Genomic DNA, 14,821 nt, shown 5'->3' with positions numbered 1-14,821 from the left:
CCCGCACCCAGGGGGCGTGACGGGGCGCGGGCGGGCCCCCTCGCCCGGGCGGCCCGCTTCGGCGGCGCCCCCCGCCGCGGCCGCGGCATCGGCCTTGCGCTTCTCCTCCAGGCGTCGGGCCGCTTCGGCAGCCTCGCGCGCCCGACGCTCCTCGTCGAGGCGGCGCCGCTCTTCGTCGGCCCGGCGCTGCTCCGCTTCGCGCGCCTCGCGTTCGATGCGCAGCTTCTCTTCGCGCAGCCGTTTCGCCTCGCGGGCGAAGCGCTCGCGCTCCATGATGTCCTGCTGCAAGACTTCGACGCGGCTGACCTCGCGCTCGAAGGCCCTGAGGGTCAGGAAGGCATTGAGCGGAGCGACGTCGAGGCTGCGCACCGGTGCATTGAGGGGACCGCGGAACAGAACGCCGACCTGCGGATCGGCGCCCGTCACGGCATTGCGTCCGGCATCGGCCTTGATGGTCCAGTCGGCTTCGAGCGCCCAACGGCCGAGATCGAGCGAGGCCGTGCCGCTGGTGCGCACCGGTCCGCTCGCCACCGCCACATCGCGCAGCCGCACGATCCCGCCTCCGATCGAGAAGGCGGCATCGACCCGCTCGAATGGCAGTTCGCCCGCGTCGAGCCGGCTCTGGAACAGGCTGCGGATGCGATCCTCCTTCAATTCCAATCCGCTATCCGCTGCCGCGACGACCGCATCGAAGGCCGCCGGATTGACCGATCGCAAGGTTCCGTTGCGCAATCCGAAGGCACCGCCGCCCACCGTGCCGGAGACCAGCGACGCCACCGAGCGGCCGGCCGTCTCGAAGGTCGCCGTCAGGTCCATCTGGCCCGAGGCGACGGCGCGGCCGTCCCGCCGCCAGACCAGGTCCCCGAAGGCGGCGCCTTCGATCTTGATGTCGCCCGAAACGGCCACGCCGCCGCCGGCATTTCCGCGCATGCGCACCTGTCCACCGGCCTTGCCGCCGGCGAGCCCGCCCGAAAACGACTCCACGGCGACCTCGCCGGGTCTGAGCCGCAACCGGAATTCCGGGCGCTCGACCACCCTCTTGTCGGCCATCGCCAGCGCCTCAGCGCTGATCCTCAGATCCGCCGCCAGCCCGGTTACCGACGGCCCCGGCAGCGCCTGTCCCGGCCAGGCCTGCCCGGCTTCCGGCAGCGCCTCCAGGCTGCCGGCGCCGAGGCCGAGATCGATCAGATCGGTCAGCCCGATCGTGCCGAGTTCCAGGCGGCCGTCGAGTTTGACCGGCATGGCCCCGAGATCCGCTGTCGCCTCGCCGCGCAGCGGCCCGGCCCCGAGCCGGCCGTCGATCGCCTTCAGCGTGAGCTTCGGCCAGGTTCCGGAAAGACCGGCACCGAGATCGACCGGCAGGCGGCCGAGCGGCGTGACGGCAGGCTGGCCGAGAGCGGTCAGAACCGGCCCGAGATCGGCCGAGACCAGCCGCCCGCGCCCGTCGACGCCGAGACGTCCGTCGTCGCCGGCGATCACGCGCCCGGACAGCGCGAGCCGGCTGCCGAGCGCCTCCAGTTCGGCGGTACCGTCGAGCCCCGTCGCCGGCACGCCGGCAAGCGTTACGGCGGCCTGCCCGGCGGCGCCTTTCAGCGACAGGGCGGGAATCCCGAGTTGTCGCATCAGTCGCCCGCCATCCGGTCCGTCGAGCCGCGCGTTGAGGTCGATGCGGCCGGCACGCCATTCCGCAGGGCTGCCGGCAAGCTTGCCGGCCACCGCGAGCCGGCTCGGTCCGGCCGTGCCGGATATGTCGAGCTGCAGGTCGCCCCGCTCGCCACTGGCCTGGCCGGTCAGGCTCAGCCGCGCATCGAGCGGGGCCAGATGCGGCGCGGCCGCAGCGAAGCGATCGAGCGCCGGCGTATCCGGGAAGAGCGAGCGCAGCATGCGCACCAGGCCGTCCAGCGTCGCCGCCTTGACGGTCGCCTGCAGATTGCCGTCGGGACGGGCCGCAAAACGATCGATCCGCCCGGTCATGTCCAACGCCGCACCGGCGGCATCCTGGACCGACAGGCGGCTGACCTCGACGCTGTCGCCGTCGACCGCGAGCCGGGCCGAGACGCCGCGGGCCGTGACACCGCCGAGCACGAGTTGGCCGGCATCGAGATCGATCCGGGTTGCGGCCGGCGCCAGACCGGCGGGACTGGCGAATAGACCCGCCAGCGCGCGGACCTGATCAAGATCGAGCCGGTCGGCGGTGATCCCGGTCTCGACGCGCGGCGCGCTGCCGATGCCGGAGACCTGGACATGGCCGCGCACCTGCGCGGCGCCGATGCGCGCCAGCATCTGGTCGGCCCGGAAGCTGTCGGCATCGATCTTGAGGATGGCGTCGACGCTGACGGGATCGAGCCGGCCCTGCACGCCGCCGCGCCGTAGCCAGGCCGCGAAGGCGTTCGGCTGCTCGGAGGCGACGTAGAGACGGCCGTCGAAAGCGGGCGTCCCGGTCAGCGACAGCCGCCCGGAGGCGGTCACCTGACTGCGTCCCGGCAGGCGCGCGGTCAGTTCCTCGAGCGAGTAGCCGCCCGGCCGCGGACGGGCAATCAGCCGCAGGTCCTGCAGGACGCCGCCACCGACCACCAGGCCGGGCACGTCGAGCGCCAACCGCCCGGGCATGTCCGGAACCGGCAGCCCGGCGATCGTACCGAGAACGCGGCGCGCGACCCCATCCAGATCGACCGCCTCGCCGACCCGGCCGGCAAGGGCCCGGTCGAGATCGATCTGCTTGGCGGTCAGGGCGAGGTCGAAATTCGGCGTCAGCCCGAGATCGATCCGGCCGCGGCCGTTCAGCTGGTAGGCCCGGTCGTCCGGCCCGATGGCCAGCGTCAGGGGATCGAGATCGAGGCGCGCCGGATCGACCGCGAATCGGCTCTCCAGCCGCCACGGCATCGGCCCGGGATCGCCCCGGTCGGCCTTGGCTTCCGAATCGAGCCGCTGGACCACGGCCGTGCCGGTCGCGCGCGGCGGTCCGCCGGTCAGCGACAATGCGGCGTCCACGGTCACGACCAGCGGTTCGCCGCCAGGGGTTACCTGGAGCTTCACCGGCACGGCGCGCTCGGCCGTCACCCGGCCCATGGCGAGGCGGAACGCCACGCTCTGGCCCATCGCGACGGCGCCGCCCTCGGCCTTGAGCGGGCCGGCGAGCGCGCTTCCCGAGACGATGCCGTTGATCCGCTCCAGGGCGAAGCTGCGCCCCGCCCGCTCGTCGGCGAAATCGATCCGGCCGTCGACGATCTCGGCCATCTCCAGGCTGGCATCGCCGAGATCGCGTAGGGCGCCGGCGACGGGCGCGGGGTCGCCGGCCAGCACCAGCGTGCCGTTGCGCTTCAGCGAGACCGAGAGGCTCGGCCGGTCGAGCCGCAGTTCGGAGATATGGAATTCACCCTTGAGCAGCGGCGTCAATTCGAGCCGGGCCTCGAATCGGCCGATCTTGGCGGCCGGGCGGTCGACCGAGCCGACCACCACGTCGCCGAGCGACAGCCACGGGCTCGGCAGCAGCCGGGCGTCGATCGATCCGAGCACCGTCACCTTGGCGCCGAAGATGCGCTCCGCCTCGGCCTCGAAGCTGGTCCGGAACAGGCCCCAGTCGATGAAGAAAGGCCCGATCAGCGCCGCCATCAAGGCCGCGATGATCGTCAACCCGACGCCGATATAGAGCGAGTTCACCGACTGCCTCCCCGCACGCGCACGCGCCCCGAATCCTGCCGCGCCCGAACTGGGTGTGGCGCGCGCGAAGACGATCGCGTTCAATCTAGGAGGATATGCGGCGCCCGTCAGCCGCCCATGACGGGGCGGACTGCCTCATCGATGGACAAAGGCGCCGGCCGTCCTGTCCGGACCCGACGGTTGCGCCGCCGCCAGCCACGACCGCAGTTCGAACGCGATCGCAGGATCGGCGCGCAAACGATTGCCGGATATGACGTCTCCCCAACGTGGGCGGCACCACCCGATCCTGCCGGCCGTGGCGTCCCGGCCGCGCGGCCTATCCGGCTGCGACGATCTTGCCCGGATTCATGATGCCCTTCGGGTCGAGCGCGGCCTTGATGGCCCGCATCGCCATCAGCGCGGGCGCGCCGTGCTCCTTCTCCAGATACTTCATCTTGCCGGAGCCGACGCCGTGCTCGCCGGTGCATGTGCCGTCCATCGCGATGGCGCGCTCGACCATGCGGCCGACGAAGCGTTCCGCCGTCGCGATCTCGGCCGGGCTGTCCATGTCGATCAGCGGCAGGACGTGGAAATTGCCGTCGCCGACATGGCCGACGATCGGCGCAATCAACCCGAAGGCCTCGATATCGGCCTTGGTCTCGGCGATGCAGTCGGCCAGCCGCGAGATCGGCACGCAGACATCGGTCGACAGCCCCTTCGCGCCGGGCCGGAGGCCGAGGCTCGCCCAATAGACGTCGTGACGGGCTTGCCACAGACGGGTGCGGTCCTCCGGCTTCGTCACCCAGGCGAAGGGACCGCCGCCGTGATCGGCCGCGATCTCGCCGAAGCGCTCGGATTGCTCCGCCACCCAGGCGTCGGTGCCGTGGAATTCGAGCAGCAGCAGCGGCTGCTCGGGCAGCGACAGCTTCGAATAGGCATTGACCGAGCGGACCTGGACCTCGTCGAGCAGTTCGATGCGGGCAACCGGGATGCCGGACTGGATGGTCACGATGACCGCGTCGGCGGCCGCCTTCACGCTGGGGAAGGTGCAGGAGCCGGCGGCGATCGCCTCGGGGATGCCGGCGAGCTTCAGCGTGATCTCGGTGATTACCCCGAGCGTGCCCTCCGAGCCGACGAAGAGGCGGGTCAGGTCGTAGCCGGCCGAGGACTTGCGCGCGCGCTGCGCGGTCTTGACCACCGAGCCGTCGGCGGTGACGACGCGCATGGCGAGCACGTTGTCCTTCATCGTGCCGTAGCGCACCGCATTGGTGCCCGAGGCCCGCGTCGCCGCCATGCCGCCGAGCGAGGCGTCGGCGCCCGGATCGATCGGGAAGAACAGGCCCGTGTCGCGCAGCTGCTCGTTGAGGAGCTTGCGGGTGATGCCCGGCTGGACGACGCAGTCGAGATCCTCGGCATGCACGGCGAGGAGCCGGTTCATGCGCGAGGTATCGATCGAGATGCCGCCGAAATGCGCGTTGACATGGCCTTCGAGCGAAGTGCCGGTGCCGAACGGGATGATCGGGACGCCATATTCGGCGGCGACCCTGACCGTCTCGACCACATCCGCCTCGCTCTCGGCGAAGACGACCGCGTCGGGCGCCTCGACCGGGATCCAGGTCGTCGTATGGGCGTGCTGCTCGCGCAGCGCCTGCGAGGTCGAAAGCCGCTCGCCGAAACGCTGCGTCAGGATGCCGATCGCGGTCGCCACCGCCTGCGGATCCGGACGGGACGACATGAAACCTGCCACGGTCATCGGACTTCCAGCCTCCCCGGTCATGACGCGGCGCCGATGGCGGCATCATGGATTTTGAACCTTTGCGCGCGCTGCGCGGTCCCTGCCGGCAGTCGCTTGCCGGCGCGGACGGGCGGCGACGCTACACGATCGGGTTCGGCTTGTGCAGTCGGTCGACCATGCGGCGGCGGTCAGGCTCCCGTGTGGGACTGAGGTTGACGGCGGCGGCCGGCCCCTTCGTCCGGCTGGACAGGAGCGGGCCGGGGATCGAAGATTGCGGCCTGACGCCGATCCGCGCCCGCATCCCCGAGAGCCCACACCCGGAGAGACCGAAGACGATGACCGAACCGCATGCCGCCATCCCGCTCGTGACCGGCACGATGGCGATCGAGCCCGCCTGGATCGACTATAACGGCCATCTCAACATGGCCTACTACAACGTGCTGTTCGACCGCGCCGCCGACGAGATCCTCGGCCATGCCGGGCTCGGGCCGGACTACATCGCGACCCGCAACCTGTCCTTCATGACCGCCGAGATCCATGTCTGCTACGTCCGCGAGGTCTTCCTCGCCGACCCGGTCACGGTGACGATGCGGTTCCTGGATCTCGACGCCAAGCGCCTGCACGTCTTCGCCGAACTGCGCCACGCCACCGAAGGCTGGCTCTCCGCCACCTGCGAGCAGATGTACCTGCATGTCGACATGGCCGCCCGGCGCACCGCCCCCTTCCCAGAGGACGTGATGGCCACCCTGACCGCCATGAAAGCCCAGGACGACGGCAAGCCGTGGCCCGAGCGCGCGGGCCGCAAGATCGGGATCGTCAGGAAGGGGTGAAGGAAGCCTTCAAGGGGCTAAGTGTGTCCGGACTGCACCTTGCAATTCAACCAAAGGGCGAGCTACTGAATGTCGGTTGACTTCTCTTCTCGGCATACGGCCTACCCATGGATTCACTGGACGACCGCTTCGGGCCACTCGAGACACCGGCCTATATTCGGGTTGAAGAGGAGCGGATCGGGGAAAGGGCCTGGGTGCCACTGGACGGCCGCGCGGCCGCGGCGTTGCTGGCGATCTCCGAAAGCGCGACCCATGGCGCAATCCTGGAACCGGCGGGATCGCGATTGTCCGTGCTCTGGCTCGTGGACGCTACCGGCACCGTTCGCCTCGCCATGGAGAGCATGACGGACCTTTCAGGTGCCTTCGCTCCCCGTCTGCGCCGCGTCCCGCTTCCGTCCGGGTGGTTTGCCATCGGCCATCCACTGCTTGTCGGCCTCGGACCGGGCCGCATCGGAGGCGAGCTGACATGGACTGGAGAAATGGGCGAGCCGGGCTGGTGGCTGAACAACCGGTCTGGAAGATACAGCCGATATCCCAGTCGCACGCTACGCCACCTTGAGAACGTCGCCGAGGTTTTTGCGTCATTTGCGCTGAAGGTTTATATTCACTACCGAGGCTAAACTCGTCAGAGCCACGGCGGATCAGGCCTTCAAGCCAACGGAAGTTTTTCCATACGGTCGGATCGGCACCCGATCTCAGACGTTGCGAAGCAAGTCGGATTGCCGGTTCGCTTGAGGAAATGGTCGCATGGGATGCCGCGACTTCCCTCCGGAAGAGATGTTCGGTGGGTTCAAACCTGTAACATCCGCATGTCGAGGAGGCTTCATGTTTGCCGATCGTGCTTCGATGATCGCCCCCCTGTTGCCGGAAGGCGGCACGATTCCCACGCTGACCCCACCGGAAGCCAGAATGCTGGTCGATCGCCTTCGCCAATCTCACCAAGTCGTCGCGCTCTTCGAGGAGATCGAAAAGGCGCTATCCGTGCCAGAAGTGGACGGGGACGTGCTCGAACGCGCCTATGATCTGGGCCGAGACATTTCGGACGCCTTGACGGCCTCCGACCTTGTTTCCGAAGCGAAAGGAATGCGCCTCAAGGGCGTGTCCCGTCTGGCGGCCTTGAGTTTCGAGGCAGGGCTCAGCGGCCACGACTTCCTCGCGCTCGTCGAAGCCCAGCGTCCGGCCTTCGAGGGGCGGATGCCGAGCGAATGGGTGGACCACGTGATCGGCGCAGCCGATGATCGTGGACCTGCCGCCCGCTCCCTGTCCGCCTGAGCCCCCTACTCCGCCACCACCGGCCGCCGCGCGGGCGACAGGACGGTTTCGTGGCCGGGTTCCGGGTTGCGCGGGACCAGGAAGGCGAAGGTCAGCGAGACGGTGGCCAGCGCGGCGCCGATCAGGAAGACCAGGGACGGGTTCTTCAGCCAGATCATGCCGAACAGGACCGGGATGAACACCGCCGCGATATGGCTGATCGTGAAGGCGACGCCGGCGGTCGGGGCGATGTCGGCCGGGTCGGCGATCTTCTGGAAATAGGTGCGCTGGGCGATGGTGAAGGTGAAGAAGACGCCGTCGGCGACGTAGCAGACGGCCGCGATCCAGGACTGGTCGGACAGCGCGTAGCCGGCGAAGACCAGGATCAGCGAGATGTTCTCGATCATGATCGTCCGGCGTTCGCCGATCCGGTTGATCAGGTGGCCGAGCCGCGGGCCGACCACCGTGTTGATCGAATAGGTTGCGAGCATCAGGATCGAAATCTCGGCGACGCCGAAGCCGAACTTCTCGACCAGCAGGAAGGCGCCGAAGGCCGTGAAGATCTGCCGGCGCGACCCGGTCATGAAGGTCAGCGCGTAATAGAGCCAGTAGCGCTGGCGCAGGACCATCGACTTGCGCTGCGGCACCGGCCCCTCGAAGCGCGGGAAGATCGCGATGGCCACGAGCGCGCCGACGATGCACAACCCGCCGGTGATCAGGAACACGGACTGATAGCTCGGCCGGATCGCCCACCAGATCAGCGCGATGCCGCCGAAGGCGACGAATTGCGAGGCCGCCGTCACCGCCGACAGCCGCCCGAGTACCTTGGGCGCCTCCTGCTTGGAGAAGAGCTGCAGCGTCAGCGACTGCGCCATGGTCTCGTAGTAGTGGAAGCCGACCGACATGATCAGCGTCGTCACCCAGAGCCCGTGAATGCTCGGGAAATAGCCGGTCGCCGCCACGCCGATTCCGAGCAGGACCAGGCTGACATAGGCCAGGGTCTGTTCGCGCATGATCAGCAGGAACAAGAGCGCCGACACCGCCAGCAGCCCCGGTACCTCGCGGATCGACTGCAAGAGCCCCATGGCGAGGCCGTCGAAGCCGGCCTGCTCCTTGGCGAAATTGTTCAGGAGCGCGTTCCAGGCGGCGAAGCCGAACCAGTTCACCGCGGCGAGCGCGGTCAGGAAGACGATCGGGCGATGGGTGAGCGGCGCGGCGGGCGGTGTGGTCATTGCCCACCAATAGGGCAGGAATCCCGCACCGAGAAGCGCCGAAGCGGCAGGCGAGCCCCGTCGGCAATGCGCAACTGCGGCTTGGCCCCGTGGCCGGGGTTCGTCTCCGGCGCCTCGCCCTGGCCGGCATCCGACATCTGCGACAGGTTGCACACCGCTCGTGATAGGGTGGGCACGCGATCGGACCGGAGCCGCACGATGTCAGACTTCCGAACACGGATCGGCTTTTGTTTCCTGGGGGCGTGGCTGGCGGCGGCGGCCCCGGCGGCAGCCGAGCCGGAAAGCCGCCTCTTCAACGGCATGTGCGACGCGTCCGCCGCCGTGCCGATCGATGCCGGGCATTTCGTCGTGGCCAGCGACGAAGACAACACGCTCAGGATCTATGCCCTGGCGGGCGGCGCGCCGAGCGGCACCGTGCCGCTCGCCGGCTTCCTCAGGACCGGCACGCGGGAATCCGACCTCGAGGGCGCCGCTCGCATCGGCGACCGGATCTACTGGATCGCGTCGCATGGTCGGAATTCGAGCGGCAAGCTGCGCGCCGAGCGGCAGCGGCTGTTCGCTACCGACATCGTGCCGGGCGGCGCCGTCACCTCGCTTGCACCCGCCGGGACGCCATCGACCGGCCTCCTGCCGGCGCTCCTGGCCGCCCCGGCGCTCGCGCCCTACGGGCTTGCGGCCGCAGCGGAGCGTGCCCCGGAGGCCGCGGGCGGGCTGAACATCGAGGGCCTCGCCGCCACGCCGGACGGCCGGCTGCTGGTCGGCTTCCGCAATCCCCTGGTCGACGGCAAGGCGCTGGTCGTGACGCTGGACAATCCGGCCGACATCGTCGCAGGGGCCGCACCGGCGATCGGGGCGGTGTCGCTGGTCGCGCTCGGCGGGCGCGGCATCCGCAGCCTGGAGCGCATCGGCGACGGCTACCTGATCGTCGCCGGCCCGACCGCCGATGCCGGCAGCTTCGCGCTCTACCGCTGGTCCGGCGGCGCGGCCGATCCGATCGCCGTGCCGGGCATCGATTTCGGCACGTTGCGGCCCGAGGCCCTGTTTGCGGTCGCCGGATCGTCGGAGCTTCAGATCCTGAGCGACGACGGCGGGGTGAAGATCGGCGGCGCCGAATGCAAGTCCCTGCCGGCCGCGCAACAGCACTTCCGCGGCATCACCGTCACGCTGAACTGATCCGCCAAGGAGTGCCGTGACGCGAGAAATTCCGATCGTGCCGGCCGACCGGCACGACCGTGACAGATCCCGCCGGACCGCCCTGCCCGGCCGCGTCGGCATGGCCTATATAGGGGATCAGGAGAACGAGTCGGAAACATCATGAGCGCAGGCAAGCCGCCGTCGCGCCGCCCCGCGGCGGCGCCGGACGACATCCTGGACGATCCCTTTGCGGAAGCCCCCTTCCCGGGCGATCTGCCGAACGAGCCCGAGACGCCCGGTCCCGAGATGGACGGGTACGATCCGGTCGCGTTCGATCGGATCCCGTTTGGCGACGAGCCGGCGTCCGGGGACGATGCCTATCCGCATGACCGCTTCGCCGACGACGCCACGGGTCATCCGGGCGCCGGCGACGGCTTTCCGTTCGATCCGGACCACCCCGTTCCGGCCGGCCTCACCCGCTCGCGTGCGCCCGCGCCGCCGCCGATGGCGCGTCCGGGCGGCATCGCGGCGCGCGCCGCCGGCCTGCGCCCGCCGCCTGCCGAATCCGCCTATCTGGACAATCTCAATCCCGAACAGCGCGACGCCATCCTGACCACCGAGGGTCCGCTCCTCGTGCTGGCCGGCGCCGGCACCGGCAAGACCCGCGTCCTGACCACCCGCATCGCCCATATCCTGGCCACGGGCCGTGCGCGCGCCGGCCAGATCCTGGCCGTGACCTTCACCAACAAGGCCGCGCGCGAGATGAAGCACCGCATCTCGTCCCTGGTCGGCGAGGCGGTCGAGGGCATGCCGTGGCTCGGCACCTTCCATTCGATCGGCACCAAGGTGCTGCGCCGCCATGCCGAACTGGTCGGGCTCCGGTCCGATTTCACCATCCTCGACATGGACGACCAGCTGCGCCTGATGAAGCAGATCATCCAGGCGGCCGGGATCGACGAGAAGCGCTGGCCGGCGCGCCAGCTGTCCGCCTTCATCGACGGCTGGAAGAACAAGGGCCTGACACCGGACCGCATCCCGCCCTTGGAGGCGCGCGCCTTCGGCAACGGCAAGGGCGGCGAACTTTACCGTGCCTATCAGGACCGCCTGAAGGCGCTGAACGCCTGCGACTTCGGCGACCTGCTGCTGCATGTCATCACCATCTGGCGCGCGCATCCGGACGTGCTCGCCGACTACCAGCGCCGCTTCCGCTACATCCTGGTCGACGAGTACCAGGATACCAACGTCTCGCAGTATATGTGGCTGCGCCTGATCGCGACCGGCTCGAAGAATGTCTGCTGCGTCGGCGACGACGACCAGTCGATCTATGGCTGGCGCGGCGCCGAGGTCGACAACATCCTGCGCTTCGAGCACGATTTCCCGGGTGCGAAGGTCATCCGGCTTGAGCGAAACTACCGGTCGACCGGCCACATCCTGGCCGCCGCCTCGCATCTGATCGCCCACAACGAAGGCCGGCTCGGCAAGACGCTGTTCACCGACGCCGAGGACAAGACGGCCGAGAAGGTCGTGGTCGCCTCGGTCTGGGACAGCCAGGAGGAGGCCCGCGCCATCGGCGAGGAGATCGAGCGGCTGCAGCGCGACGGCCACGCCCTGTCGCAGATCGCCGTTCTGGTGCGCGCCTCGTTCCAGATGCGCGAACTGGAAGAGCGCTTCCTCAATATCGGCCTGCCCTACCGGGTCATCGGCGGCCCGCGCTTCTACGAGCGCCAGGAAATCCGCGACGCGCTGGCCTATTTCCGGGTCACCTGCCAGCCGGCCGACGACCTCGCCTTCGAGCGCATCGTCAACGTGCCGAAGCGCGGGCTCGGCGACGCGACCATCCAGCAGGTCCATGCCTATGCGCGCGCCAAGGGCGTGCCGCTCCTGCAGGCGACCGCCGAGATCGTCGAGACCGAGGAGCTGAAGCCGAAGCCGCGCAGCGCGCTGGCCGGGCTGGCCGCGTCCTTCGCGCGCTGGCGCGGCGATCTCGACAGGCTGCCGCACGGCCAGCTGGCCGGAATCATCCTGGACGAGGCCGGCTATACCGAGATGTGGCAGCAGGACAAGTCGGCCGAAGCGCCCGGGCGACTGGAGAACCTGAAGGAACTGCTGCGCTCGATGGAGGACTATCCGACCCTGCCCTCCTTCCTCGAGCATGTCTCCCTGGTGATGGATACCGAGAACGATCCGACCGCCGACAAGGTCAGCATCATGACCTTGCATTCGGCCAAGGGGCTCGAATTCGACACGGTGTTCCTGCCCGGCTGGGAGGAGGGCCTGTTCCCGCACCAGCGCTCGCTCGACGAGAACGGCGCGGCCGGGCTCGAGGAGGAGCGGCGCCTCGCCTATGTCGGCATCACCCGGGCGCGCAAGCGGGCCAAGATCTGGTTCGCCTCCAACCGGCGCATCCACGGCTCCTGGCAGGCCTCGATCCCGAGCCGCTTCCTGGACGAATTGCCGGAAGCCCATGTCGAGGTGCGCGAGCCGTCGTCCAATTATGGCGGCTACGACCGCAGCCGCTTCGACGCGATGGACCCGTTCGGGTCGAGCTATTCCTCGCCCGGCTGGCAGCGCGCGCAGCGCCTGAAAGGCGGCGAGGATCGCACGCGAGGCGGCGACGACCGCAAGTCCGGCAGCTGGGCGCAGCCCGACACGGGCAGCGGCGGTTTTGCCGAAGGGCGCTCGAATTTCGGCGGCGCGGGCGGGCGCGGCGAGATGCGCGACCGCTGGGGCAATACCGTGCATCCGCGCAAGGCTTCGGCCTTGATCGAAGGCACGCTGATCGCCAAGTCGGTCGGCACCGAGACGTCGGACTTCAAGGTCGGCGAGCGGGTCTTCCACCAGAAGTTCGGCAACGGCACCGTCACCGAGGTGGAGGGCAACAAGCTGACCATCGATTTCGATCGCGCCGGCCGCAAGCGGGTGCTCGACAGTTTCGTGACCCGCCCGTGACGGCCGGTCCTGCCATGACGGGGCGCCTGTGACCACCTGGCTTCTGTCCCTCGACGGTCCCGAGGGTTTCGTCTGTGCGCTCGCCGACCTGATCGCCGGCGACGAGCATATCGCGGCCGATGCCGCCGGCGCTTTCGATCTGGGCGGCGGCAGCGGCTGGCGGGCCGAGGCGTGGTTCTCGCTCCGCCCGGATCTCACTGAGCTGACCGAGCGGCTGACCCTGCATCTCGACGACCCGGATGCGGCCGACCGCCTGTCCGGGCTCTCCCTGCGCGCCTATGACGATGCCGACTGGCAGGCGATCGGCCTCGACAGCCTGCCGCCGGTCGCCGCCGGCCGGTTCCGGGTCTTCGGCGACCACAACCGCCCGGCCGACCCGGCCCGGCTCGGCCGCACCGATCTGGTCATTCAGGCCTCGACCGCCTTCGGCACCGGCGACCATGCCTCGACCCAGCTGAGCCTGATGGCGCTGGACCTCGAACTGCGCCGCGCGCGGCCGGTGAACGTGCTCGATCTCGGCACCGGTACCGGCATTCTCGGCCTGGCGCTGGCCCGCGCGATCGGCGACGCCGCCGTGCTCGGCTCCGACATCGAGCCGGTCGCGGTGCGCATGGCGGAGGCCAACCGGGCCGGCAACGCCGTCTCGCGCCGCTTCCGCGCCCTCCTCGCCGACGGGCTCGACGACATCCGCTTCGCCCGCGCAGCGCCTTTCGACCTGGTGCTCGCCAACATCCTGCCCGATCCGCTCTGCCGCCTCGCCGGCCCGGTCGTGCGCCTGATGGCGCCGGGCGCGCGGCTGGTGGTGGCCGGCTTGAGGATCGGCGAGCAAGCCCGCCTCGTCGCCGCCTACCGGGCGCGCGGCCTCGTGCTGGTGCGCCGGCTGGCCGCCAAGGAATGGGCTTCGCTGACCTTCGAGAAGCCCGCCCGCCGCCATGCATTCCACCGCTGACGCTCCGGCACTGGACCGGCCGCCTGCCGCCGTGCCAGAACAGCGGCCCTGACCGATCCTGCCCCTCCTCATCCTCCTCGCCGCGGAGCCGCCATGCCCACCGTCCAGGTCCGTCTCACCGCCGGCTTCGAGGAAGCCCGCCGGATCGCCGACCTGCTGGAGGATGCCTTCGAACTCGAAGGCTTCCCGGTCACGCTCGAGGAAACCCCGGCCTACAGCAATGTCTGGACGGTGTTCGCCCTGGTGCTCGACAGCGAGCCCGGCGAGGCGATCGAACGGGTGATCGACGTGCTCGGCGCCGATGCCTTCGGGCTGGAGCCGCAGGCGAGCGTGCTCGACGAGGCGACCAACTGGGTCGCGCTCAGCGAGGAGATCCGCCATCCGGTCCAGGCCGGCCGCTTCTTCGTCCATGGCAGCCACGACCGCGTCCGGCGGCCGCCGACCGGCCAGTCGATCGAGATCGACGCCGAACTTGCCTTCGGCACCGGCCATCATGCCACCACCTGGGCCTGTCTCGCCGCGCTCGACCTCCTCTTCAAGAAGGAGCGCTTCGCCCGGCCGCTCGATCTCGGTACCGGCACGGGATTGCTCGCCATCGCCATCGCGCGGGTGCTGCGCGTCAAGGTGCTGGCGACCGACATCGACCCGGTCGCGGTCGCGATCGCGCGCGGCAACGTGCGCCTGAACGGCGTCGGCGGGCTGGTCGAGTGCCTGGTCGCCGACGGCATGCGCGCGCGCCGGCTAATGGAGCAGGCGCCCTACGATCTGGTCGTCGCCAATATCCTGGCGCGCCCGCTGATGCGCCTCGCCGCGCCGGTGGCGCGCACGCTCGCCCCGCGCGCGGCCGTCGTCCTGTCGGGTCTGCGCACCAGCGACGCCCCCAAGGTCCTCGCCGCCTGGCGCATGCAGGGCCTCCATCTCGACGACGCCATCGAGCGCGACGACTGGATGGCGCTGATCCTGCGCAACAGCCGCGCCTGACCCCTTGAGCATCCTGCGTTCGGGTGGAACCACCCGATCGCAGGATGCTCTAGAGTCAATAATATAGAGCGCCTTGTCCGCGTCCTTTCGGACGCGGGCCGTTCTAGCCCCCCGATCCGAG

At 69.7% G+C, this 14,821-nt stretch carries 10 protein-coding genes; 7 read left to right on the top strand and 3 right to left on the bottom strand.

The window, feature by feature from the left end; genetic code table 11:
- Together KL771_RS18230 and KL771_RS18225 are read right to left on the bottom strand one after the other, a co-directional pair.
- Positions 1–3,660, bottom strand: a 3,660-nt coding sequence (locus KL771_RS18230; RefSeq protein WP_261969948.1) for an AsmA family protein, incomplete at its 3' end; no start/stop codon positions are given.
- A 316-nt stretch (positions 3,661–3,976) separates the two neighbouring features.
- The gene (locus KL771_RS18225; RefSeq protein WP_390867140.1) at positions 3,977–5,392 is read right to left on the bottom strand and encodes an FAD-binding oxidoreductase; all 1,416 of its coding nucleotides are present in this window, start codon (positions 5,390–5,392) and stop codon (positions 3,977–3,979) included.
- A gap of 317 nt (positions 5,393–5,709) precedes the next feature.
- Here KL771_RS18225 and KL771_RS18220 point away from each other — a divergent pair, with 317 nt between their 5' ends.
- From KL771_RS18220 to KL771_RS18210, 3 genes are all read left to right on the top strand, one after another.
- Positions 5,710–6,204: a thioesterase family protein gene (locus tag KL771_RS18220; RefSeq protein WP_261969947.1), complete on the top strand. Its 495-nt coding sequence runs from the start codon at positions 5,710–5,712 to the stop codon at positions 6,202–6,204.
- A 107-nt stretch (positions 6,205–6,311) separates the two neighbouring features.
- Positions 6,312–6,824, top strand: coding sequence for a hypothetical protein (locus tag KL771_RS18215; protein WP_261969946.1), 513 nt, complete (start codon positions 6,312–6,314; stop codon positions 6,822–6,824).
- Positions 6,825–7,029: 205 nt separating this feature from the next.
- Positions 7,030–7,476, top strand: a complete 447-nt coding sequence (locus KL771_RS18210) for a hypothetical protein (protein WP_261969945.1) — start codon at positions 7,030–7,032, stop codon at positions 7,474–7,476.
- A 5-nt stretch (positions 7,477–7,481) separates the two neighbouring features.
- Here the strand turns inward: KL771_RS18210 and KL771_RS18205 are convergent, their stop codons facing one another.
- Complete coding sequence (locus KL771_RS18205; RefSeq protein ID WP_261969944.1) at positions 7,482–8,687, bottom strand: MFS transporter; 1,206 nt, start codon at positions 8,685–8,687, stop codon at positions 7,482–7,484.
- Positions 8,688–8,885: 198 nt separating this feature from the next.
- Between KL771_RS18205 and KL771_RS18200 the strand changes: the two genes are divergently transcribed.
- The 4 genes from KL771_RS18200 (at position 8,886) to KL771_RS18185 (ending at position 14,700) form a co-directional block, all read left to right on the top strand.
- Positions 8,886–9,860: a DUF3616 domain-containing protein gene (locus KL771_RS18200; RefSeq protein WP_261969943.1), complete on the top strand. Its 975-nt coding sequence runs from the start codon at positions 8,886–8,888 to the stop codon at positions 9,858–9,860.
- A 141-nt stretch (positions 9,861–10,001) separates the two neighbouring features.
- On the top strand, positions 10,002–12,770 hold the full coding sequence (locus KL771_RS18195) for an ATP-dependent helicase (RefSeq protein WP_390867136.1): 2,769 nt from the start codon (positions 10,002–10,004) through the stop codon (positions 12,768–12,770).
- A 28-nt stretch (positions 12,771–12,798) separates the two neighbouring features.
- Positions 12,799–13,719 carry a 50S ribosomal protein L11 methyltransferase gene (locus KL771_RS18190; protein WP_261969942.1) on the top strand — a complete coding sequence of 307 codons (921 nt, stop codon included), beginning with the start codon at positions 12,799–12,801 and terminating at the stop codon, positions 13,717–13,719.
- Between the two features lie 93 nt (positions 13,720–13,812).
- Positions 13,813–14,700, top strand: a complete 888-nt coding sequence (locus KL771_RS18185; protein ID WP_261969941.1) for a 50S ribosomal protein L11 methyltransferase — start codon at positions 13,813–13,815, stop codon at positions 14,698–14,700.
- Positions 14,701–14,821 lie beyond the last annotated feature (121 nt).

The sequence above is a fragment of the Prosthecodimorpha staleyi genome (assembly GCF_018729455.1).
Classification (GTDB): Bacteria; Pseudomonadota; Alphaproteobacteria; order Rhizobiales; family Ancalomicrobiaceae; genus Prosthecodimorpha; species Prosthecodimorpha staleyi.
This window is presented reverse-complemented; position numbering and strand designations above follow the sequence as displayed.

Bases quoted from the DNA above. Each gene is read 5' to 3' on its own strand.
- KL771_RS18225 (WP_390867140.1), bottom strand. From the start codon at position 5,392: ATGACCGTGGCAGGTTTCATGTCGTCCCGTCCGGATCCGCAGGCGGTG.
- KL771_RS18220 (WP_261969947.1), top strand. From the start codon at position 5,710: ATGACCGAACCGCATGCCGCCATCCCGCTCGTGACCGGCACGATGGCG.
- KL771_RS18215 (WP_261969946.1), top strand. From the start codon at position 6,312: ATGGATTCACTGGACGACCGCTTCGGGCCACTCGAGACACCGGCCTAT.
- KL771_RS18210 (WP_261969945.1), top strand. From the start codon at position 7,030: ATGTTTGCCGATCGTGCTTCGATGATCGCCCCCCTGTTGCCGGAAGGC.
- KL771_RS18205 (WP_261969944.1), bottom strand. From the start codon at position 8,687: ATGACCACACCGCCCGCCGCGCCGCTCACCCATCGCCCGATCGTCTTC.
- KL771_RS18200 (WP_261969943.1), top strand. From the start codon at position 8,886: ATGTCAGACTTCCGAACACGGATCGGCTTTTGTTTCCTGGGGGCGTGG.
- KL771_RS18195 (WP_390867136.1), top strand. From the start codon at position 10,002: ATGAGCGCAGGCAAGCCGCCGTCGCGCCGCCCCGCGGCGGCGCCGGAC.
- KL771_RS18185 (WP_261969941.1), top strand. From the start codon at position 13,813: ATGCCCACCGTCCAGGTCCGTCTCACCGCCGGCTTCGAGGAAGCCCGC.